The sequence below is a fragment of the Telluria aromaticivorans genome, from assembly GCF_013003915.1.
Classification (GTDB): Bacteria; Pseudomonadota; Gammaproteobacteria; order Burkholderiales; family Burkholderiaceae_D; genus Telluria; species Telluria aromaticivorans.
The window spans coordinates 407505-428886 of record NZ_JABAIV010000003.1 but is presented as its reverse complement, the minus strand read 5'-3'; the positions used below and the strand labels follow the sequence as shown (position 1 = coordinate 428886).

The following is a 21382-nucleotide window of genomic DNA, read 5'->3' as shown; positions in this document are numbered from 1 at the left end:
GGGCAGGATCACAAGGCCTGCTCCCACATCAGCCGCCACACCGGGCGCACCCGGTAGACCGTCGTGCGTGCCAGCGCGCGCTCGCCTGCGTACAGCAGGCGCTCGCTATGGTCCCGCTGCAGCAGGTTGGACACCGACATCCGCAGCCGCGCGTCGCTGCTGCGCTTCCATAACGCATACAGGTCGAGCTGGCGCCGGGCGCCGTTGTCGCTGAAGAGCAGGGCGCTCGAGCGCTGGGCGACCCGGCCGCGATAGGTATAGCTGCCGCCCAGGTCGACGCCCGTCGTGGGCGCGGCGTAGTCCAGTCCCAGGTTACCGCTCCAGGCCGCCTGGCCTTCGATGCGGTTGCCAGGGCCCGGCACCTCGTCGACCCGCGACCAGTTGCGCGCCAGGTTGATGCGGGCCGACAGCGCCCCGCGCGTGGCCTTGCCCTCGAACTCGATACCGCTGACTGTTGCATCGCCACCGTTGACCGGCATGGCGGTCCATAGGCCATCCCTCTGATCGATGCGGGTGAGCGTGATGTCGCGGATGCGCTTGTGGAAAGCGCTGACGCTGAGCATGTCGCTTTTGCCAAAAAAGCGTTCCCAGGCCAGGTCGATGCCCAGTGCGAGTTCGGGACGCAGGGTCGGATTGCCTTGCTGGTCGGGGTTGGTGGCGCTGTTGTTATTGTCGACTGCATAGCGGCGCGGCATCAGCTGGATGATGTTGGGCGCCTTGTAGGTGCGGCTCACGGCCAGGCGGAACCCGTCGCGCGGCCCCGTGTCGCCTGCCTGCTGCGGTTTGTACAGCGTCTGGAATACCGGGCTCCAGGCGCCTGCATCGACATCGACCGGGGCGTCGGCATTGCCTTCGCCGCGGGTAGCCAGGTCTTCGCGGCGCAGGCCGGCGTAGGCGGACCAGCCGTCGGCGATATCCCATTCGTCCTGGATGAAGAAAGCGCTGCGCGCTACCGTCGCGCGGTAGGCTTCATCGCTGAGCAGCAGCAGGGCGCCTGCGGCATCAAGACGCCGTTCGCGGCGGTATTCGCTGCGCGCCTTGCGGCCGAATTCCCAGCCCGCGGCCAGCGCGTGGCTACCCCACAGCGGGCGGCGCCAGCTGCCGCTGAAGGTCCATTCGCGTTCGACCGGTCCGGAGGCGACGTAGTGGGTTGCGAGCAGGGTGTCCTGCAAGTCCAGTCCGCGGTATTCGAACGCGGCATCGCGCGTCGTGTAGAAGCCCGACAGTTTCATGGCCAGCCGGGCGCCGGTATCGAGCCTGCGCGTCCAGGCCAGGTCGGCATAGGCGTTCAGCGGACGCGTTTCATAACGATGGTCGGCGTGCGGGAACGCGGTTGGTGCGCCGGTGTCGGTGGTTTCATCCTCGCGCTTGGCATTGTCGATATGGCGCTTGCGCAGGTAGCTGTGCGAAGTGATGACATCAAGCGCCGTCGGCTGCCAGCTCAGGCGCGGCGCCAGTTCCAGCAAGTCTTCCACCTGGTGGTCGGTCCATGCGGTGCGGCGCAGCAGTGCCGGATCGGCGCCTTCCTCCAGGGTGAGGGCGGCAATCGGATTCACGTGGCGCCTGAGCGTGGCGCTGACCGAATAGGCGAGCGTTCCGGTGCGGCCGCTATGCTGGGCCACCAGCTGGGGCGCCAGCCGCCCGGCGGTAAGCGCGCTGCCCGCCTTGACCTCGTTGGCGGTCGCGCCTTTGGCCGGGCCGGCGCGGCGCAGGATCACGTTGATGGTGCCCGCCATGCCCTGGGCGCTGGTCTCGGCGGTGGCGGCGCGCTGGATTTCTATCCGTTCGACCAGGTCGGGGCTGATCGATTCGAGCGAGAAGCCGCTGGGGGCAGGCAGGCCGTTGAGCAGGATCGCTACGTAGCCGCCACCCATGCCGCGCATGCGCACCTCGGGCGCCTTGCCCGCGGTGGTATCGACCGTGATGCCAGGCTGCCGCTTCAACACTTCGGACAGGCTCGAATCGCCCAGGCGCAGGAGTTCGTCGCGGCCGACGACGATGCTGGTGGTCGTCGACTGCGCGCGCCCGTCACCGGCGCCGGCCTTGATGACGACCTGCTGCATCGGTTGCGGGGTGGACTGGGCAGACGCACAGGCGTGCGCGGCCAGCAGCAGCGCGCAGGCGCTGCCGGTTCGGATGGTTCGCATAATGTTATTCGTGAGTGGGTGAGGGGACGCGGCTTGCAGCGCTTGCCGGCCCCGGGCTGCAATGCTCAAGCTGTGTGTCGAACCAGCCGCCGGGCCGGCAGGTGCCGGCGACCAGGGCGCGTACTCTGGCCACGCGGGTGTCGTAGGCCGCGCGGTGCTTCAGTGGATGGAAGGCGTTCGGCGCCTTGATCATGGCGACCAGGCCGATGAATTCATCGATCGTCGTGCTGTCCAGCGGTTTGCCCAGGTAGCTTTCGGCGGCCTGGGGCAGCCCCCTGATCTGCCGGCCTTCGTGGGTACCCATGTAAACCTGGGACACGTAGAGCGCCAGCTGCTCGTGCTTGGACAGCCTGGCGTCGAGCACCACGGCCATCAGGTCGCGCCCGAGGTCGATCTTCTTGCAGCAATCGAACACGCCGCGGTAGAGCGCCTGCAGGGCCCCGGCAGTGCCGCTGAACCGGGCGCCGTACAGGTAGACGTCGCGCGCGACGGCCGAGGAGATCGTCGCCAGGCCCTGGCCTTTCGCCAGGCTGACGCCGCGATGCTCAAAAAAGTTCGGGTCTTCGACGAGCGTCAGGATGGCGGTTTGCCGTGGCGAGAGCTGCCCGGCCGGCGGGACGCCTGCGCCCGCCATGGCCGGATCGAAGCTGGCCCAGGCCCAGCAGGCAACGATGGCGAGATAGCCCAGCATCAAGGCCGGCAGTGCAAGCAGCAGTTTTTTCTTCGTGGTGACTGGCATCGGACTCTTTTCAAGCGATCAGTTGTGAGGACGCCGGGATTGCGCAGTGCCGCCGAGCAGGGTTTGCGGATCGACCTGGGCGCCATGGCGCGAGACCTCGAAGTGGAGGTGGGGGCCGGTCACCTTGCCCGTGGCCCCCGTCAGCGCGATCTGCTGGCCGGCGCGCACCACATCGCCGGCCTGGACCAGGCGCCCGTCCAGGTGGGCATACAGGCTGCTGCTGCCGTCGGCATGGTCGATGACGACGACCTTGCCATAGCGCGCGCCGCCCTCGTAGCGGTCGGTCGAGACGGTGACCCTGCCGGCGGCTGGCGCCATCACGGGCGTACCGCGCGCCGCGCCCAGGTCCATGCCGCCGTGGGGTTTGCCGCCTGGACGGTTGACGGAACCGAATTCGCTGGTCACGCGCAGTGTCGCCAGCGGCGCCTGCCATGGCGTTCCAGTTACTGCGCCGGTCCTCGCTGCGCTTGGCGCCGGCGACGCGCCTTGCGCAGCCTGGCTCCACGCGAACTGGGGCTGCAGCAGCACGCTGGCGCCGCACAGGCCAGGCAACAGCAGCAGGGCGGCCACGCCCGCCCAGGGCGCATGCGCCGCCGGCCGGGCGTCGCGGATCAGGCAGATGCGCTGCGCCACGGCCTGCCCGCCGCGCATGCCAAAGGCCAGCGAGGCCGGCCCCATTGGCTGCGGAAGGCCGGTTCCTTCCCGGACCTGCACGGCCAGTTGCGCCAGCAGGGCCGCGGCATAGTTGCGACGTTCGCTGTCCGGGCGGCTAGAGAGCACCGCGCGGTCGCAGCCGAGTTCCAGCGCCCACTGCAGGCGCTCGTGGAAGCTGTGCACGGCCGGGACAAACCACAGCACCGGCTGCAGCAAACTGCCTGCGTGTTGCCACAGGTGGTCGCGGCGCTGCAGGTGCGCCAGTTCGTGCGCCACGATCAGTTGCTGCTGCGCGGGCGGCAAATCACGCATGTGGCGCGGCAGCAGCAGGACGGGATGGAGCAGGCCGGCCAGCATCGGCGACACCGGGGCATCGATTTCCAGAACCGGCGGCAGGGGGGCGCGGTGCCCGGCAAATGCGGGGTGGGACTGGAGGGCCAGGCCGTCGAGGCGCTCCGCCAGGCATGCCAGCGCGCGCAGCTCGCGCCGGACACGCTGCCAGCGCCGTGCATGCCAGGCGCCACCGGCGATGTAGCAGGCAAGCCAGAGCCAGGCGAGCGTCGGCAGGCTGTCGTCAGCGGCCAGGTCGTCCGCGCCGCCCGGGAGCAGGTCCATGACCGCGAACACCGGCGCATGAACGGCCGGCGCGGCATTGGCCGCCTGCGGCGCCGCCGCGAACAGGCTCAGTTGCGAGGAGCCGGGAAGCATCACCAGTACCAGCGTGAGGGCGCCGGCCAGTTGGGCGAGCAGCCAGGGACTGCGCCGGGCGTCGAGGCCCGGCCAGCGCCGGCGCGCCAGCTGCAGCAGCGCCCAGGCCAGGCTGCAGGTGATGAAGGTGGTGGCACTCGCCTGCAGGAACAGCAAAGGAAAAGGGGAGAAAGTCATGTTCACTCCTTGGCGTCGGGCCAGTCTTGCAGCAGCTGCTCCAGCTCGGCCAGCTCGGCAGGATTCACGAGCTTCGATCCGGTGAACATATTGACCGGCAGCGGCGCGTCCATCTCCATCACGCGGCGCCCGAAATCGCGGGTGAAGGCGGCCAGGGTCCCGATCTTGTCGACGGCGGCGGTGTACACATTCACGCCATGTGCCGCCTTGAGGGTGACCATCTGCTTTTCCACCATCCGCTCGAGCGTCTTGCGGGTGGACGAATACGACCACTGCAGCTCCGGCTCCGCCTGCTCGTGGAGTTCGCGGGCGGACAGGGGCTGTTGCCGCCACAGGCATTTCAGCAGCGTCAGTTCGGTAACGGAAGGAATGGACATGTTGGCCTCGTTGTGTGACTGGTGACGCAATCATACGACAAGTGTCACATGACGGCAAGCCGTATGCAGCTCAAGCCCACAGGCGCAGCGGCAGCAGGCGTCCGCCAGCACCAGGCAGCATTGCAGGACGGCCAGCATGGCGGCTGTCTCCACGCTCCTCCAGGCTTTCCGGCCTGGCGAGCACGATCCGGATCGCGTTCACGGCCGGCGTCAGCGTCACTGCGCGGTTTCCGGCCAACGGCGGATAGGCCGGCGACTTGCACTTGCCTTCAGCCATCGGGCCGGTGGCCGTGCCGCGCGGCGAGATGCCGGTCTGCAGCAGCGCCACGATGTTTTCCTGGTTCCAGTCCCCGAGTCCCGCTTCGGCGCCGGAGGTCGGCGGGCGACAGGACGTTCACGGCTGGCGTAATCTGTCCCGGACGAGTGCGTCCACTGTCCTGTTCAGGATGATGCGATTGATGCCGAGGTGTCAGCGTCATCCGGACGGCGGCGAAACTGGCGGGAAGAGGAGCCGCTCCCGGTAAATCTCCGGGATGCGGATTGGCGCCAGGCGCCTCGGCTGACTGGCCGCGCTCAGGCGATTTCCTCGATCGAGCGGACAATCTGGTCGGCCGCGGTCAGGGCGGGCATCATGCACCAGCGGTCGATCTTGTCGTTGCCGATACTGACCATCCCCGTATGCCGGAAAAGGTCGGCATCGGCGGCGGGATCGCTGTCATAAAAGCCCAGCCTGCGCCGTACGATGTCGGTGTTGCCGCGTGTCCCGGTCAGGAAGGTCCAGCCGGGGCCGACGCCATAGCGCTGCATATAGGCTCGCAGGGCGGAAGGGGAATCCAGTTCCGGGAGCAGGCTGAGGGAGACCATGTGGACGTCGCGCCCCATCCTGTTACCCAAGGCCCGCTGTACATTCAGGAGGTTGGCCGTATTGCTCGGACAGACGCTGGTGCAGGCGGTGTACATCATGTTGACGACCACGACCTTGTCCTGAATGATATTGTCGTAGAATTTGACGTGCCTGCCGGTGTGGTCGACAAATGATGCATTGGTAAAGTAGTGTCCGCGGAAAGTGTCCGCCGATCGGCGCTCCGCTTCCCATGCCACGGTGGTGGCCGATACCGCCGATGTCGCGGCGCTGGCCAGTAACGTAAGTAAGGTCGAACGTTTCGCATTCATTCTTTTTCCCCTGTTCTGAACGAATATCCGTATCCAGCTTGCGCCGGTTCAAGTGACGATATCCCACCGAACCATCATTGCGTGATCCTCGTGTGTCAAATTGTGGCAATGCATCATGTACTTTCCGGTGTAGTCCCGGAATTTCATGACCAGTCTCAGTTCCTCGCCAGGTCCGATCACATACACATCCTTGCGACCGCGCTCATGGATCGGCGGTGCCTTCCCGTTCCTGGAAAGGATCCGTCCTTCTTCGAAGTGGATGTGAATGGGATGCGACCAGTTGCCTTTGCCCCGCAGGATCCAGAGTTCCTGCGTTCCGAGGCGCGGCTTTGCCGCAACCTGCTTGACGTTGAACAGCTTTCCGTTGACCGTCCAGCCGCCATTACCGCGGTCGAATTCCCAAACCCGCTTCGGCATGCTCTTCAATTCGTCAGCCGTTGGAAGTGGGGGTTGTTCGCGCAGTTTATCTGGAACGCGGCTGGCGTCATCCACGGGAGGATTAGCCTTGACATCGAAACGGAGCAACTGCGTTCCGGACAGGATCTGCCCGGTTGGTCCGCGGCCACTGGTCTGCTCGAGCTTGTTGACCAGGAAGACTTGGGCGCCGATGGGAAACGCCGCGAAATCGATCACGATATCGGCACGCTCGGCCGGGCTGAGCCGGACCTTTTTCATGACCAGCGGTGCTTCGAGCAGGTTGCCGTCGTTAGCGATATAGGTGAACGACTGGTCCTTTCCATCGTAGCTCAGGTAGAACTCATAGAACCGGGAAGGTCCGCCATCAAGCAGGCGAAATCGGTATTTCCGTCTTTCGACTTCAAAATAGGGCTGGATTTTCCCATTGATGCAGAATTTATCGCCAAGAATCCCATCCGAATTAAACGAGTCGAAAGCCATGATTCCTTTCGCATTGAACTGCTTGTCATGGAACACCAGCGGAATATCGTATTTCCCAACACCGCTTGGCAGGCGCAAGGCTTTTGGATTGGTATCGTATTCATTGCCCGAGTCGATATCGTCGAACAGGAGGTAAAAGCCTGACAAGCCGCGGTGAACATTTGGCGCGGTAAAATCCAGCCGGTGATCGTGATACCAGAGCGTTCCGAGCGCTTCACGCGGATCGCCATGGGTTTCGTGGTACTCGTCATAGCCGGCCAGGCAATTAGCGTACAGGTGATCCTTGTACTTGCCCGGCGCGCTCATTGTCGGGCCGAATTTGAGCGCGCTGTAATAATCGCCCGTGAAACCGTCGCTTTCCGACGCATTATGCAGATTATGCAAATGGGTGCTGATTTCCGGCGATCCATAGCCGACATGGTTTTGCGGGAGCTCATTATAAATCCGGACAATGACCGGTTCACCATATTTGGCAACGAAAGTCGGACCCGGGAATATCCCGTCATAGCCCCAGATCGGCTGTATGGGAAGATCCGGATGAAAGGAATGCATGTTCTCGCGAACATGCAGTTCATAGAATTTGCTGGCATAAAACTCTGCCCAGCGCTGGTGATCTTGGCGGCCGCATTCTTCTCCCATTGCGACTGCTTGGGCCGGGGGTGATAGCTCCGGCACCGTGGTTTTTGGTGCGTAGACGGGAAGGCGTTCGACGAAAGGCCTGGTCTTGGGACTGCTCTCCGCGGCCGACGCGGATACGGAAGCCAGTTGTGCACTGACCAGACCGGCGCTTGCCGCTGTAATACTTCCCTTAAGAAGGTTTCTACGACTATTGGAAGTGCATGCCAGGTTATTCTTGGACATCATGGATCCTCCTACATAGAAAGGGAATAAAAATGACGATGCATTTGATGGCTGGTTCCCGAATGCAGGCTTTCGCCGCCCTGCCACTAATTTTGGCAGGTGGCAGAGAGACAGTATGTAGACTGTCTCTCTGCTTGCGTCTGGAAACGCGAACACCCCTTGTTTATTATTGGAACTATTAGTTTTATGAAAATTAATTTATTTTAATTGTTTTATTGCAAAATGCGTTCTCTTGTCGGTGACATTGAGTTCGTTGTTTGGTTCAAGTATTCTTCTCGCATTTAAATAGATGGTCAAGTGGACAAGGCGCCACTTCGTTATTTTTTTTGCTCTTGGTGATGCTTCGAATTTCTGGAAAATAAAACAAATTTATGAGACTCAAAAGGCTTTCGATCGAGAAACAAGCTTTTATTTTGGCGCTGCGCGATGTGCCAGTCGATTTGAATCATATTAAAAGCGTTCCAATTCAATCGTTTACGGTGGACTTTGGGCAGCATGGCGCGCGCATCGGAGGCTTGCAGTTTGACTGGCGCGCGCATTGTCTGGCGACTGCCGCATAAAAATAAAGCAACCTCATCTTTATAATCGTTTTACGCGCCGGGATATCGAAGCGTGGCTGCACATTCGATCTGGCTTCGGCACAGGCATATATTCATTGCCGAGTCTGCATAATTGCACAGCGGTTTTGTGGGGGGCGGCATTCCGGCCGTGGCGCAGCCGGTGTGCGTGCTGCGATGGAGGCACGCAGGGACAAGTGTCACGTGGCTGCAAGCGCTATGCGCCTCAAGCCCACAGGCGCAGCGGCAGCATGCGCCAATCCGCCAGCACCAGGCAGCATTGCAGGACGGTCAGCATGGCGGCTGTCTCCACGCTCCTCCACGCTTTCCGGCCTTGGGCGATGGCGAGCCCGATGCACATCGTCACCGGCAAGGCGGCGGTGACGGCTGCCAGCAGGCCGCTGGCCAGGGTCAGGTCGCCCAGCTGAATGAAGGACTGGCGGTAGAAAAAGGGGAGCGGCAGCAGCAGGGCCAGGACGCCGGCGATGGGCGCCGCCAGCGGATCCTGCCACGACAGCCTTCGCAGGCTAATGCGGGCGATGCCTGCGACGATGACGTAAGCCAGTCCCAGCACACCGGCCAGCACACTGGCCCACAGTGACAGCAGGTATATCAGCGGCACTTTCTTGTAGCTTTGCGTACCGCTCGTGACGATGCGTTCTCCGTCGGCCGAGACCAGCAGCACGTGGGAGGCCAGCAGTTTGTCCCGCACCCGGAACAGCCCACTGCCTACGTGGCGCAGCTCGAGCGCCGCGGACTGGAAGGGCTTCAGGCGCAGGCTGTTTCCTTCGCGGCTCACATGCAGGAAGTTGGCCACCGTGTCGATGAAGCGCATGCTGTCGAAGCGGTTCGGCGCGGGAATGTAGAAGCCTTCCCAGGCGCGGGAATCGAAAGCGGGCGACGGCAGTGCCGCCGGCAGCCTGGCCGCGGGCTGGAGCGCCCGGACCAGCAGGGCGTCGAGCCGGCCGTAGTCGGCGGTTTCGCTGTCGGTATTGATGGCGATGAAGAAGCCCTGCTGCGTATCGGGGAACAGGCAGAGCATGGCCCGGAAGCCGATGGTGTTCCCGCTGTGGCATTTGGCGAGTGCGCCATGGCGGTCGAGCTTGCGCAGGCCCAGGCCATAGCCGACCTGCAGGCCCGCGCGTGCCGCCTCGGTCGCGTGCGGTTCGCCCATCCGGCGCAGCAGCTGCGGATCGATAAAGGGTGCGCCCCCAATGCTGCCGTCGCCCATCAGGAAGCGCGCGAAGCGGCCCATGTCGGCAGCGGTGGTCGTGAACTGCCCGGCCGGGCGCAGGTAAGACGGCAGGGCGGGATGGACGACGCCGTACTCGACATGCCCCATGGCCAGGCCCGGGTCGCCGGCCTGCGTCACGAAGCCGAAGCTGCTGTCGTGCATGCCCAAGGGGGCCAGCAGTGCTGCGTCCAGGTAGCGCTCGTAAGGCTGGCCGGCGATGCGCTCGATGACCATGCCGAGCAGCGTATAGCCCATGTTGGAGTAGGAAAAACGCGTGCCTGGCCGGTGGCGCACGCGCAGCAGGCCGCGGCCGGGCGGGAAGGCAGCGGCGAGCGGCGTATCCGCCTTCGGCTGCATGCTGAAGACCTGCCACAAGCGGGCGTCGTCCAGGCCGGCGCTGTGATCGAGCAGGTGGCGGATGCGCACTGGGTCGCTCGCTTCCCACTGGTTGTCGAAGGCCATGCCTGGCAGCAGCGCGGACACCGGCGTGTCCAGTCCCAGACGTCCCTGGCTCACAAGGCGCAGCAGCCCGGCCGCGAGTACGGTCTTGGCCACCGAGCCGACCTGCACCCGGTGGTCCACCCGCATCGGCCTGTTGCTGCTGTTGCTGCTGCCTGCGTCGCTGGCGCCGGCCGCGCCGTGCGCGTCGAGCGTGGTCCATACGGCGCCCTCGAGGCCCTGCTCGCGCAGCAGGGTGGCTATCTGGGGCACCAGGTCGGGCGCCGCGTGCAGCTGCGGCGAAAACAGCAGGAGGGCCAGCAGGAGGATCAGGGCGTTCAAGGCGTACTCTTTAACGTGGATGAACACGCACGGTAGGGCAGCGCCGGTGAAATCAAGGTGAAATCCGCCGGTTTTCGATACGGGACCGGCGCGGCGTGAACGGGGAGGCCTCGTTTGATAGTGAACAGGACAAAAATAGGCTATGGTGAAGCAAATCACCTCAAGCCAGCCACCATGATCACGCCCCCCATGCCCGACAACGAGGCCGACCGCCTTGCCTTGCTGTATGAACTGCTCCTGCTCGATACGCCCCCCGAGCGCCGGCTGGACAAGATCGTCGAGTTCGCGTCAAGCGAGTTCAATGTGCCGATTTGCCTGATCAGCCTGGTCGATAGCAACCGGCAGTGGTTCAAGGCGCGGGTCGGGATCGACGCCTGCGAGACGCCGCGCGACATGTCCTTCTGCAGCCATGCGCTGGGGAGCAGCGAGCTGCTGGTGGTGCCCGATGCCCTTCTGGATGCGCGCTTCCACGATAACCCGCTGGTCTCCGGGGGGCCGCGGATCCGCTTCTACGCCGGCGCCCCCTTGATGTGCCGGGACGGCCTGGTGATCGGGACGCTGTGCCTCATCGATACCGTTCCACGCGTACTCGACCCGGTCGAACAGGCCATCCTGAAAAGCCTGCGCGACCTGGTAGTAATCGAGCTGATGTCGCCACAGGCGCTGGTCGATGAATAAGGACAGGCACTTCGGCATCCTGCTGGTCGAGCCCTCCAACCTGTTGCGGCGGACTGTCTCGCTGACCGTGCGCGGCCTCGGGACGGCCGACGTGACCGAAGCCGCCACCTACCAGACGGCGCAGCAGGTATGTGAACTGCGCCGCTTCGATGGCGCGGTGATCGCGCTCGAGAGGCCGCCGCAGGGCGACACCTGTGAAGGACTCACCCTGGTCCACCAGATCCGGCTGGGCCGCTGCGCAAGCCCCGCCGACATCCCGATCGCAGTGCTGGTCGGGTCCTGCGATACCACACTCTTGCAATTGCTGCGGGCGAGCGACATCAGCCGCATCCTGATCAAGCCCTTCCGCGTGCGCGACGTGATCGATACGATCGACGGCATGCGCGAGCGGGCCCACGGCGCGACCGTGTAGTACAACCGCCGCCTGGCCATCAGTCCAGCGGCACGCTGCGGTAGCGGTTGACGTCAGGCGCCGCTAGCGGCGGCGCCGCATTGCCCCAGCTGGCACGCACATAGGTCAAGACCGCCGCCACCTGCGCATCGTTCAACTCGTGGCTGTATGGCGGCATGCCAAACGGGCGCGGGTTGCCCTTCGTCCCCGGCGGGAAGCCGCCATTGAGCACGATCCGGATCGCGTTCACGGCCGGCGTTAGCGTCACGGCGCGGTTACCGGCCAGCGGCGGGTAGGCCGGCGGCTTGCCCTTGCCGTCTGCGCCGTGGCAGTCCACGCAAAAGCTGCCGTACAGGCGCCGGCCTTCTTCCAGCAACTGCTTGCCTGGCGGCGGCGCGCTGTCCGGAGCCGCTTCCGCGTTCGGGGGCAGCGATTTCAGGTAGGTGGCCATCGCCCCGACGTCGCCCGTCGACAGGTGCTGCAAACTGCGCGCCACCACTTCGGCCATCGGGCCGGTGGCCGTGCCGCGTGGCGAGATACCGGTCTGCAGCAGCGCCACGATGTGTTCCTGGTCCCAGTCCCCGAGTCCCGCTTCGGCGCCGGAGGTCAGCGAGGGGGCGTACCAGCCGATGCTTGGCATCAGGCCGCCCGACAGGGTGTCGCCGCTGGCGCCCAGGCGGTTGCGGGTGCTGTGGCAAGCGCTGCAGTGGCCCAGTCCCTCGACCAGGTAGGCGCCGCGGTTCCATTCGGCGCCGCGCGCAGGCTGCGGCGTAAAAGCCGCCGGCTTGAAGTAAAGCAGGCGCCAGCCGGCCAGCATGGCCTGCTGGTTGTAGGGGAAGTCCAGTTCGTGTGGCTTGTTCGGCTGGCGCACGGGCGGCAGGCTGCGCAGGTAGGCGAACAGCGCATCGGCATCCGGGCGCGATACCCTGGTGTAGTTCGTGTACGGGAAGGCCGGGTAGAGCAGGCGGCCGTCGGGGGCGCGACCGTTGTGCAGGGCGTTCCAGAATTCGTCGGCGGTCCAGTCGCCGATACCGGTCTCGCGGTCGGGCGTCAGGTTGGGGCCGTACAGGCGGCCGAAAGGCGTGTCGAGCGCGCGGCCGCCGGCATATTCCGGGCCGCCGCGCACGGTGTGGCAGGCCACGCAGTCGCCGGCGCGCGCCAGGTAGGCCCCGCGCGCGATGTTCTCAGGTGTGGCCACCCAGGCCGCGGGCGAGGTGGACGCGATGAATTCGTCGCGCGGCCAGGCGAGGGCCAGCGCCACCGCCACAGCGGCGGCCAGCACAAGCACGGCGATGCGCTTCTTCATGGCGCCTCCGGGGCGCTGCCGCAGGCGATCGGCAGCGGACGCGCGATCGACGCAGCTGGGGAGGGGCGGGGGTCGGCGGGTACGGGCTGGGCGGCGAGCCAGCCGGAGACCGCCGCCACGTCTTCGAAGGAGAGGCGGGCAGTGATGCCGGCCATGCAGTCGGGCGCATGGGCGCGGCGCGCCTTGTTGCGCCAGGCGCCGAATTGCGCATTGACGTAGTCGCGCGGCAGGCCGAGCAGGCCGGGGATGGCAGGTTCGACGCCGGTCAGGCGCTGGCCATGGCAGGCCACGCAGGCCGGCAGCTTGCGGCTGGCATCGCCGTTGAAGACCAGCTGGCGCCCGCGTTCCAGGACTTGCGGCGTCACCTGCGAAGCGGTGGCGGCGTGTGCGGCGGGCGGCAGGGCCGCGAAGTGGCCGGCGATCTCGCGCAGGTAGGGGTCGGGCAGGTGCTCGACCAGGTAGGTCATGAGCGGGTACTGGCGCCGGCCTTCGCGGAAGTTCAGGAGCTGGTTGTACAGGTAGCCGGCCGGCTTGCCCCCGATGCGCGGGAAATAGACGTCGTTGACCGGGTTGCCGCGCGCATCGACGCGCGCGTGGCAGGACGTGCAGGCCACCAGGCGCTGGGCCAGGGTGTCGGGGACTGCCTGGGGCACGGTCGAAGGGGCCATGGCGTGCGCCGTGGCGGCCAGGGATAAGCCACATGCGAGGCAGGCGGCAAGGGCGCGGGCCAGCGTAGGGGAAGCACTCATGGACACACCGGAAGTCAGCATGCAGGAATGATAACGCGGATGGAGGCGTGGCGACTCGTCCTTGCTATAATCGCCTCCCTTTCGGCCAACGGGGCGCAGCATGGGTGTGAGTTATACGGAAGGCGTGTTCAGGGACAGGAACCCGGTCAAGCGCTGGCTGCAGCACCAGCGCCTATACAGCGCGCTGGGCTTCACGCAGAAGGCGCGCGAAACCGTCACCTGCGTGCTCGATTTCGGCGCCGGCAGCGGTGAGCTGTGCAAGCACCTGGTCCACGCCTACCCGAACGCCACGATCATCTGCTACGAGCCATGCTCGGACCTGCTGGATGAAGCCCGGCGCGAGCTGGCCGGCCTGCCGCGGATCGAATTTTTCGCCTCGTTCGATGCGTTGCCGAAAGGGCAGGCCGACGTGCTGTTCTGCCTGGAGGTCTTCGAGCACATCCCCTTGAGCATGCGCGCCAAGTCGCTGGGCGAGGTCGATTCCCTCCTGAAGAACGATGCGGAAGTGGTGTTCGGGGTGCCGGTCGAAGTGGGCTTGCCGGCGCTGTACAAGGGCATGTTCCGCATGAGCCGGCGCTATGGCGCCTTCGACGCGCGCTTGACAAACGTGCTGCTGGCGGCCCTCGGCATGCCGCCGAAAGAGCGCCCGGTCGGCATCCTGCCGCCGGACGTCGAGGTGCACAACGAGCACATGGGTTTTGACCACCGCGTGTTCCGCAAGGCGATCGCGGAGAAGTTTTCGCTGGTAACGGCGAGCGCCAGCCCGTTCCCGGTGCTGGGCACGATGCTCAATCCGGAAGCGTATTTCGTGGTGAGGAAGCGCGCGGCCTGGGCCGAGGGGAAGGACTAGGCCTGCGGATTGGCTTGCCAGAGCCGGTAGATGCGCAAGGCCACGTGGGCATCGTCGGCCGCGTACAGCACCTGCTTGTCGCTCAGTTGCGGCAGGGCCCAGTTGGTAGTGGTGATGCGTTTCGACTTCTGGAGCTTCTGCCCGAAGAAGCGCGCCACTGCCGTCTTCGCACCCAGGGTATTGCGCTCGCCGCGACGGCGCAGGGCCGTCGACAGGTCGAGCACCTTGTGCGTCTCGACGCCGAGCTTGGCGCGCAGGCGCTTGAGGTCGTCGCCCAGGCCGAAACCCACTTTCAAAATAGTCTCCGATTCCAGCACCGGCTTGAGCACAGTGAGGGCGGTCTGCGCACTGGCGGCGCTGCCGATCTGGAACAAATAGGCCAGGTCGTTGGTCGCAAGCTGCACCAGGTGCGGCCCGGTCGAGACCTCACCCTTGGCGAACGTGGGCTTGGATTCGGTGTCGAAGCCGATCACGTCGGCCGCCAGCAAGGCTGCCAGCGCCGCCTCGGCGTCGGCCATCGTGCGCACCAGGCGCACGTCGGCGAGCCGGATGCCGTCATAAGGCGGCAGCAGCTCCGGATCGGCGCTCACCGGCGCCGGCTCAATTCTTGGAGAACTTGGAAGCAAGGGCTTTCAGCTTTTCCTGGCGTTGGCGATTGGCTTCTTCTTCGGCAGCTGCTTCACGCTCGGCCTTCTTGCGGTCGGCTTCCTTCTTGAAGCGCTGCTGCAGCAGTTCCTTGGCGTGCAGGCGATGGGTGTCGGTCACTTCGGCGCCGGCAGCGCCGTCGAGGTCGTAGCGGACCTTGGCTTTTTCCATCGCGCGCAGGTAGCGCATCGAGCCGGTGTGGATGCCGAGTGCGGCACGCATGATCTTGCGGTCCAGGCCGGGCATGCGCGCCAGCAGCTGCTTGTCGATGCCGATTGCCAGCGGCAGGCAGTCGCGGAAGGCCGGGAACTCTTGCTGGAGCTGCTTGAGCAAGGCGCGGGCCGAGCCCGGCTGGGCGGCAGCGGCGGGAGCCGTGGCAGGCGCGGCGTCGGTGGAAACAGCCTCGGCCACTGGTGCGGCCTCGGTCCCTGCGTCGGCCGAAACAGCCTCGTCCGCGGCATCCGCTGCCGGGGCAGCGGATGGCGAAGAGGCCTCGGCAGGCACGTCAGGGGTGGCGGGGGCGTTGGTATCGACGGACTCTGCAGCGGTAATGGTATTCATTGACTTCATGGTAAGAACGGGAATGCGAAGGATAGCACGGCGCCCGTGCGCCAGCGCGGCCGTATTGTACTTCTTCCATTAATCTTGCGAGCCCAGCCACAGCCGGGCGGCGTGCAGCGGGAAAAACGTGTATGATCCGCCTCTTGCCTTGCGCACGGCTTGCGTTGTCGCAGGCCTGACGGGAAGTCTACAGGCGGTGTCATATTCAACGCGGTGATATCCATTATGGGATATATCAATTATCACCAATTCTTGCAATACGGCATAATCTCGCTTCCCTCTATGTTCCCTGAACTATAGAAGCAAGCCCGTTAGATCCGACGGGCTTTTTTTCGTTTCGACATGCATACCGTGATTTTAAACACTGCCATTTCCTCGCCTGCCCGCTGCCACCTCCCGACGCTCGTCGGCGGCCGCAGGAAATGCGTGCTTGAAGTCCGCCTGCCCGCCCTCAGCTAGGGCCACTTCCGTTCCCCGTATCCGACCCGTGCGCGGGTCCCGCTGGATTATTGACCTCGCAGGCGTCCACCCGCCTCGACTGGAGAGAGCTTCACTATGAAAAACACCGCCAAGACACTGACACTGACCGCCAAAAAAGCGCCCGCCAAGGCAACGGCGCAGCTGGCAGTGCCGAAAACCGCGACCTCCTACTTCCTCGAGACGGAAGCAGCGGCCAAGGTAACGGTGGTCAAGACGCGCTCGCGCCTGGCGTTGGCCAAGGCGGCCCAGGTCGACGACGTGCCGGTCGATGCGGTGGAAGCAGTTGAAGCGCCGACTGAAGCCGTGCTGGAAGTGAACCTGGCATCGGCCGTGAACGAAGCGGCCGTCGAGCCGGTCGCCGATGCCGCCGATGGGGCTGAAGACTACATGCCGGCCGCGGCGGCCACCCCGGCCGCGCCGCCGGTCATCGTGCGCAAGCGCAGCTCGAAGCTCGCCGCGCTCAAAGCCGCCGCCGAGCCGACCTCGGAATCGGCCCAGGCCGACGCCGTGGAAGCCGTCCCTGCTCCGGCAGAAGACCCCGCCGTCGAGGCGCCGAAGGCCGTGCGCACCCGCCGCCGCTCCGACGCGCCTGTCGTTGCCGCCCCGGCCACCGCCGTCGGCACCGTCAGCTCGACCACCGATGCCGCCAAGCTGGCCGCCATCGACACCACCGGCTACCTGCTGCCGCAAGTCAAGGTCCCGGGCCGCCGCGGCCGCAAGCCGAGCGAGTTCGTGCCGGAGAACGACGAAGTCGCGGCACTCAACACCATCGAGCGCTCGGAACTGAAGGCCGCGTCGAAGCTGCGCGAGCGCCGCGCCAAGGGCTTGCCGAGCGCGGTCGTGGCCGGTTTCTCGGAAGCGGAACTGGAAAAACGCCGCACCCAGCTGAAGAACCTGATCAACATGGGCAAGGAGCGTGGCTACCTGACCCACGCCCAGATCAACGACCAGCTGCCGGAAAACATCGTCGATCCGGAAGCGATCGAAGGCATCATCGCGACCTTCAACGACATGGGCATCGCGATCTACGAGCGCGCCCCGGAAGCCGAAATGATGCTGCTGTCGGACAACGTCCCGACCGCGACCAGCGAAGACGAAGTCGAAGCGGCAGCCGCCACCGCGCTGTCGACCGTCGATTCGGACTTCGGCCGCACCACCGACCCGGTCCGCATGTACATGCGTGAAATGGGCGCCGTCTCGCTGCTGACCCGCGAAGGCGAGATCGAGATCGCCAAGCGCATCGAAGACGGCCTGAAGGACATGGTCCAGGCAATTTCGGCCTGCCCGACCACGATTTCGGAAATCATCGCGCTGTCGCACAAGATCGCCGCCGACGACATGAAGATCGACGACGTGGTGGACGGCTTCGTCGACCACAACGCGTCCACGCCTGCCCCTGTGGCGGCGCCGGCCAGCGCATCGTCGCGCGCCGGCGACGACGAGGAAGAGGAAGAGGAAGAAGTCGAGGAAGAGGAAGAAGACGGCGCCGTCGGCGGCGGCGCGGCCGGCTATTCGACCGAGCAGCTCGCGCAACTGCGCAAGAGCGCGCTGGAAAAGTTCGCGCTGATCGAAAAGCAGTTCGACCGCATGGGCCACGCCTTCAAGACCGACGGCTACGGCTCGGACGAGTACGAAGAAGCGCAAGCCATCATCTCGACCGAACTGCTGGGCATCCGCTTCACCGCCAAGATCGTGGAAAAGCTGTGCGACACGCTGCGCCACCAGATGGACGAAGTGCGTGCTATCGAGCGCGCCGTGCTGGATATCTGCGTGAACCGCTGCGGCATGCCGCGCGCCCACTTTATCAAGGTCTTCCCGGGCAACGAGACCGACCTGCAATGGGGCAATCGCGAAGTCGACTGCGCCTATCCGTACAGCGCGGTCCTGAACCGTAACCTGCCGGCCATCAAGGAACTGCAGCAGCGCATGATCGACCTGCAGGCGCGCGTGGCGCTGCCGCTGGCCGACCTGCGCAAGATCAACAAGCAGATGGCGGCCGGCGAGAAGCGCGCCCGCCAGGCCAAGCGCGAAATGACCGTGGCCAACCTGCGCCTGGTGATCTCGATCGCGAAGAAATACATCAACCGCGGCCTGCAATTCCTCGACCTGATCCAGGAAGGCAATATCGGCCTGCTGAAGGCGGTCGACAAGTTCGAATACCGCCGCGGTTATAAATTCTCGACTTATGCGACCTGGTGGATCCGCCAGGCGATCACGCGTTCGATCGCCGACATGGCCCGCACCATCCGTGTGCCGGTGCACATGATCGAGACCATCAACAAGATGAACCGCATCTCGCGCCAGATCATGCAGGAAACCGGCAGCGAGCCGGACCTGCCGACCCTGGCCCTGAAGATGGAAATGCCAGAGAACAAGGTTCGCGAGATCATGAAGATCGCGAAAGAGCCGATTTCGATGGAAACCCCGATGGGCGAGGACGGCGATTCCCAGCTGGGCGACTTCATCGAAGACAACACCACCCTGGCTCCGCTCGACGCGGCGCTGCATGCGTCGATGCGCAACGTGATCAAGGAAGTGCTGGATTCGCTGACCCCGCGCGAAGCCAAGGTGCTGCGCATGCGCTACGGCGTCGAAATGTCGAACGACCACACGCTGGAAGAAGTCGGCAAGCAGTTCGACGTCACCCGCGAGCGTATTCGCCAGATCGAAGCCAAGGCGATGAGCAAGCTGCGCCAGCCGTCGCGTTCGGACAAGCTGAAGACTTTCCTGCACAATCACTAAAAGTTTTGCCAGTTGGTAAAAAACCGCCCGGTCGACGACCCGGCGGTTTTTTTTCGCCTGATGCAGCTCATCAGCAACGCTTCGTTTGCTGTTTGCAAACGATGTGGCATGCATATATTGACGCAGGCAGCTTAAACGAACGATTATTCTTCAAGGCAACTTTTATCGTCCTGCGGCACTCAGCGCCCGTCCCCTTTTGGAAGCCAATGAAACACTTCGCCGTCATCTCCGCGCTCGCACTGTGCGCCACACCCGCAGTTCACGCCCAGGACGAGATCGCCACTGACCGTCCCGATTTCGTCGAGTCCAGCAATGTCGTCGGCAAGAGCCGGCTGCAGGTTGAAACCAGCCTGCTGCTCGAGCGCGACCGCAGCGGTGCAGCGCGCGATCGCACCGTGTCGACGCCGACCCTGCTGCGCTACGGCATCGGCGAGACTTTCGAATTGCGCGCCGAAACCGATGGCCGCATGATCGCCCGCCATACCGAAGGCGGTCTGCGGGGCACCGAAACCGGCTATGCCGACACCTCGCTGGGGGTGAAATGGCATGCAATGGATGCAGGGGGCAGTCTGCCTTCGGTCGGCGTGCTGCTGCACGCGGACCTCGACAGCGGTTCGCGCGCCTTCCGCGGCCAGGGCCTGCGCCCGTCGCTGCGCGTGGTGGGCGAGTGGGAACTGCCGGGCGAGCTGTCGCTGGGCGTGATGCCGGGTGTGGGCGTCGAGCGCGGCGACGCTGGCCGTTACCGCTACGCGATCCTCGGAGTGGTGCTCGGCAAATCCATCAATGAGCGCCTGCGCGGCTTCATCGAAGTGGCAATGCCGCAGATCGCCCGCAGTGTCGATGGCGGCACCCAGGCCAGTTTCGATGCGGGCGGCGCCTACCTGCTCTCCGATACCGTCCAGGTCGATGCGATGGTCTCGCGCGGCCTGAACAGCCGTACTCCCGACCTGGCCTTCACCGTCGGCCTGTCCTTCAAACTCTAAGAGCTTGCGATGAAACTGAGCATCAAGCACCAGCTGCGCCTGTCCTATGTCGTGACCCTCGTATTTTGCAGCCTGGTCGGTCTGATCGGCTACCTGTCGGTGCAGTCGCTCGACCGCTCGATGGATGCGATCAGCGTCAACGGTTCCGCGCTGCGCGACCAGATGCAGGCCGATATGATGCACGACGCGTTGCGTGCCGACGTGCTGGCTGCACTGATGGCTGCCACGCCGGAAGAACAGGCCGCGGCAAAGCGCGACGCCGACGAGCATGCCGCCACCTTCAACAAGACACTCGCCGCGCTCGACGCCCAGGCGACCAACGCCGCCGTCAAGGCCGCCGTCGACAAGGTGCGTCCGGATGTCGACGCCTACTTGAAGAGCGCCGCGGCGATCGTGTCCCAGGCCGGGGCCGACCAGGCCGGGGCGCGCCAGGCGTTTGGCGGCTTCATGGATGGTTTCCGCAAGCTCGAAGGCACGATGGGCGCCTTGAGCGAACTGATTGAAAAGGACTCGGACGCCGTGCGCGCCGAGGGCGATGCGGTGGTGAGTTCGGGCTCGCAACGCATCATGCTCGTTGCCCTGGCGGCGATGATCGCTACCATCGCCATGGGCTACTTCCTGATCCGCGGCATCGTGCGTCCGCTCGAAGACGCCATCGTGTTTGCCGACCGCATCGCGCAGGGCAACCTGGCCGGCGATACGGATGCCACGTCGCCGGCAGACCATACCGAAACGGGGCGCCTGCGCCGCGCGCTCGAGGCCATGCGCACCAGCCTGCACGGGATCGTCAGCTCGGTGCGCGATGGCACCGATTCGATCGGCACCGCCTCGCAGGAAATCGCCGCCGGCAATCTTGACCTGTCGCGCCGCACCGAAACCCAGGCCAGCTCGCTCGAGGAAACCGCCTCGTCGATGGAAGAGCTCACGGCCACCGTGCGCCAGAATGCCGACAATGCGCGCCAGGCCAGCCAGCTGGCGGCGTCGGCCACCGAAGTGGCGACCCGCGGCGGCGCCGTGGTGGACCAGGTGGTGCAGACCATGGGCGCCATCGACGAAGCCTCGCGCAAGATCGGCGACATCATCGGCGTCATCGAAGGCATCGCCTTCCAGACCAATATCCTGGCGCTGAACGCCGCGGTGGAAGCCGCGCGTGCGGGCGAGCAGGGCAGGGGCTTCGCCGTCGTCGCCAGCGAAGTGCGCGCGCTGGCGCAGCGTTCGAATTCCGCAGCCAAGGAGATCAAGGTCCTGATCGACTCCACCACCGGCACCGTGGGCGAAGGCAACCGTCTGGTCGGGCAGGCCGGCAGCACCATGCACGAGGTGGTGGCGGGCGTGCAGCGCGTGAGCGACATCATGTCCGAGATCAGCGCGGCCAGCCGTGAGCAGGAAGCTGGCATCGGGCAGGTCAACCAGGCGATCGGCGAGATCGACGCGGCCACGCAACAGAATGCCGCACTGGTAGAGGAGGCGGCGGCCGCGGCGGAGTCGCTGCAGGTGCAGGCCGAGAAGCTGGCTACTCTGGTGGGCGTGTTCAATCTGGGCGCTTCCCCTGGCGGCGCCGCGGCGGCGCGCCCTGCAGTCGCCACAGGGGCCTTGGCGTTGGCCTTGCGCTGAACGTTCCAGCAGCGTCGCTTCTCTTCGTTTTTGCCCGCCAGGGGCATAACCCGGATGCCGCCATGCATCCGGGTTATGC

The 21382-nt window shown here is 65.1% G+C and carries 19 protein-coding genes; 7 read left to right on the top strand and 12 right to left on the bottom strand.

The window, feature by feature from the left end:
* Positions 1-8: 8 nt before the first annotated feature.
* From HGB41_RS11225 to HGB41_RS11195, 7 genes are all read right to left on the bottom strand, one after another.
* A complete protein-coding gene (locus HGB41_RS11225; protein ID WP_171084240.1) occupies positions 9-2147 on the bottom strand; it encodes a TonB-dependent receptor plug domain-containing protein in 2139 nt (712 codons plus the stop codon).
* A gap of 4 nt (positions 2148-2151) precedes the next feature.
* Positions 2152-2886, bottom strand: a complete 735-nt coding sequence (locus HGB41_RS11220) for a transglycosylase domain-containing protein (protein WP_171084239.1) — start codon at positions 2884-2886, stop codon at positions 2152-2154.
* Positions 2887-2904: 18 nt separating this feature from the next.
* On the bottom strand, positions 2905-4425 hold the full coding sequence (locus HGB41_RS11215) for a M23/M56 family metallopeptidase (protein WP_171084237.1): 1521 nt from the start codon (positions 4423-4425) through the stop codon (positions 2905-2907).
* Positions 4426-4427: 2 nt separating this feature from the next.
* A complete protein-coding gene (locus HGB41_RS11210; protein ID WP_171084235.1) occupies positions 4428-4802 on the bottom strand; it encodes a BlaI/MecI/CopY family transcriptional regulator in 375 nt (124 codons plus the stop codon).
* 70 nt (positions 4803-4872) lie between these two features.
* A complete protein-coding gene (locus HGB41_RS23835) occupies positions 4873-5130 on the bottom strand; it encodes a hypothetical protein (protein WP_212760906.1) in 258 nt (85 codons plus the stop codon).
* A 245-nt stretch (positions 5131-5375) separates the two neighbouring features.
* On the bottom strand, positions 5376-5975 hold the full coding sequence (locus tag HGB41_RS11200; RefSeq protein WP_171084233.1) for an SCO family protein: 600 nt from the start codon (positions 5973-5975) through the stop codon (positions 5376-5378).
* Between the two features lie 48 nt (positions 5976-6023).
* Positions 6024-7736: a multicopper oxidase family protein gene (locus HGB41_RS11195; RefSeq protein ID WP_171084231.1), complete on the bottom strand. Its 1713-nt coding sequence runs from the start codon at positions 7734-7736 to the stop codon at positions 6024-6026.
* A gap of 368 nt (positions 7737-8104) precedes the next feature.
* Between HGB41_RS11195 and HGB41_RS11190 the strand changes: the two genes are divergently transcribed.
* Positions 8105-8293 carry a hypothetical protein gene (locus tag HGB41_RS11190; protein WP_171084228.1) on the top strand — a complete coding sequence of 63 codons (189 nt, stop codon included), beginning with the start codon at positions 8105-8107 and terminating at the stop codon, positions 8291-8293.
* 223 nt (positions 8294-8516) lie between these two features.
* Here HGB41_RS11190 and HGB41_RS11185 read toward each other — a convergent pair whose 3' ends face one another.
* Positions 8517-10304: a serine hydrolase domain-containing protein gene (locus HGB41_RS11185; RefSeq protein WP_171084226.1), complete on the bottom strand. Its 1788-nt coding sequence runs from the start codon at positions 10302-10304 to the stop codon at positions 8517-8519.
* Between the two features lie 174 nt (positions 10305-10478).
* Between HGB41_RS11185 and HGB41_RS11180 the strand changes: the two genes are divergently transcribed.
* Both HGB41_RS11180 and HGB41_RS11175 read left to right on the top strand, forming a co-directional pair.
* Positions 10479-10982 (top strand): GAF domain-containing protein, encoded by a 504-nt coding sequence (locus tag HGB41_RS11180; protein ID WP_171084224.1) that lies wholly within the window; start codon positions 10479-10481, stop codon positions 10980-10982.
* On the top strand, positions 10975-11394 hold the full coding sequence (locus HGB41_RS11175; protein ID WP_171084223.1) for an ANTAR domain-containing protein: 420 nt from the start codon (positions 10975-10977) through the stop codon (positions 11392-11394). The genes HGB41_RS11180 and HGB41_RS11175 overlap by 8 nt, the downstream gene beginning before the upstream one ends.
* Before the next feature lie 19 nt (positions 11395-11413).
* Here HGB41_RS11175 and HGB41_RS11170 read toward each other — a convergent pair whose 3' ends face one another.
* On the bottom strand, positions 11414-12679 hold the full coding sequence (locus tag HGB41_RS11170; RefSeq protein WP_171084221.1) for a c-type cytochrome: 1266 nt from the start codon (positions 12677-12679) through the stop codon (positions 11414-11416).
* Positions 12676-13428, bottom strand: a complete 753-nt coding sequence (locus tag HGB41_RS11165; RefSeq protein ID WP_371868508.1) for a c-type cytochrome — start codon at positions 13426-13428, stop codon at positions 12676-12678. Before HGB41_RS11165 ends, HGB41_RS11170 begins: the two co-directional genes overlap by 4 nt.
* A 106-nt stretch (positions 13429-13534) precedes the next feature.
* Here HGB41_RS11165 and HGB41_RS11160 point away from each other — a divergent pair, with 106 nt between their 5' ends.
* Complete coding sequence (locus tag HGB41_RS11160; RefSeq protein ID WP_171084219.1) at positions 13535-14278, top strand: class I SAM-dependent methyltransferase; 744 nt, start codon at positions 13535-13537, stop codon at positions 14276-14278.
* Here HGB41_RS11160 and HGB41_RS11155 read toward each other — a convergent pair.
* Together HGB41_RS11155 and HGB41_RS23830 are read right to left on the bottom strand one after the other, a co-directional pair.
* A complete protein-coding gene (locus tag HGB41_RS11155) occupies positions 14275-14868 on the bottom strand; it encodes a 3'-5' exonuclease (protein ID WP_371868507.1) in 594 nt (197 codons plus the stop codon). The genes HGB41_RS11160 and HGB41_RS11155 overlap by 4 nt on opposite strands.
* A gap of 10 nt (positions 14869-14878) precedes the next feature.
* A complete protein-coding gene (locus HGB41_RS23830; protein ID WP_371868514.1) occupies positions 14879-15334 on the bottom strand; it encodes a ProQ/FINO family protein in 456 nt (151 codons plus the stop codon).
* Positions 15335-16039: 705 nt separating this feature from the next.
* Between HGB41_RS23830 and rpoD the strand changes: the two genes are divergently transcribed.
* The 3 genes from rpoD (at position 16040) to HGB41_RS23825 (ending at position 21303) form a co-directional block, all read left to right on the top strand.
* On the top strand, positions 16040-18706 hold the full coding sequence (gene rpoD, locus HGB41_RS11145; RefSeq protein ID WP_171084214.1) for an RNA polymerase sigma factor RpoD: 2667 nt from the start codon (positions 16040-16042) through the stop codon (positions 18704-18706).
* Between the two features lie 206 nt (positions 18707-18912).
* A complete protein-coding gene (locus HGB41_RS11140; RefSeq protein ID WP_171084211.1) occupies positions 18913-19689 on the top strand; it encodes a transporter in 777 nt (258 codons plus the stop codon).
* A 9-nt stretch (positions 19690-19698) separates the two neighbouring features.
* Positions 19699-21303: a methyl-accepting chemotaxis protein gene (locus tag HGB41_RS23825; protein WP_171084210.1), complete on the top strand. Its 1605-nt coding sequence runs from the start codon at positions 19699-19701 to the stop codon at positions 21301-21303.
* Positions 21304-21382: the final 79 nt, after the last annotated feature.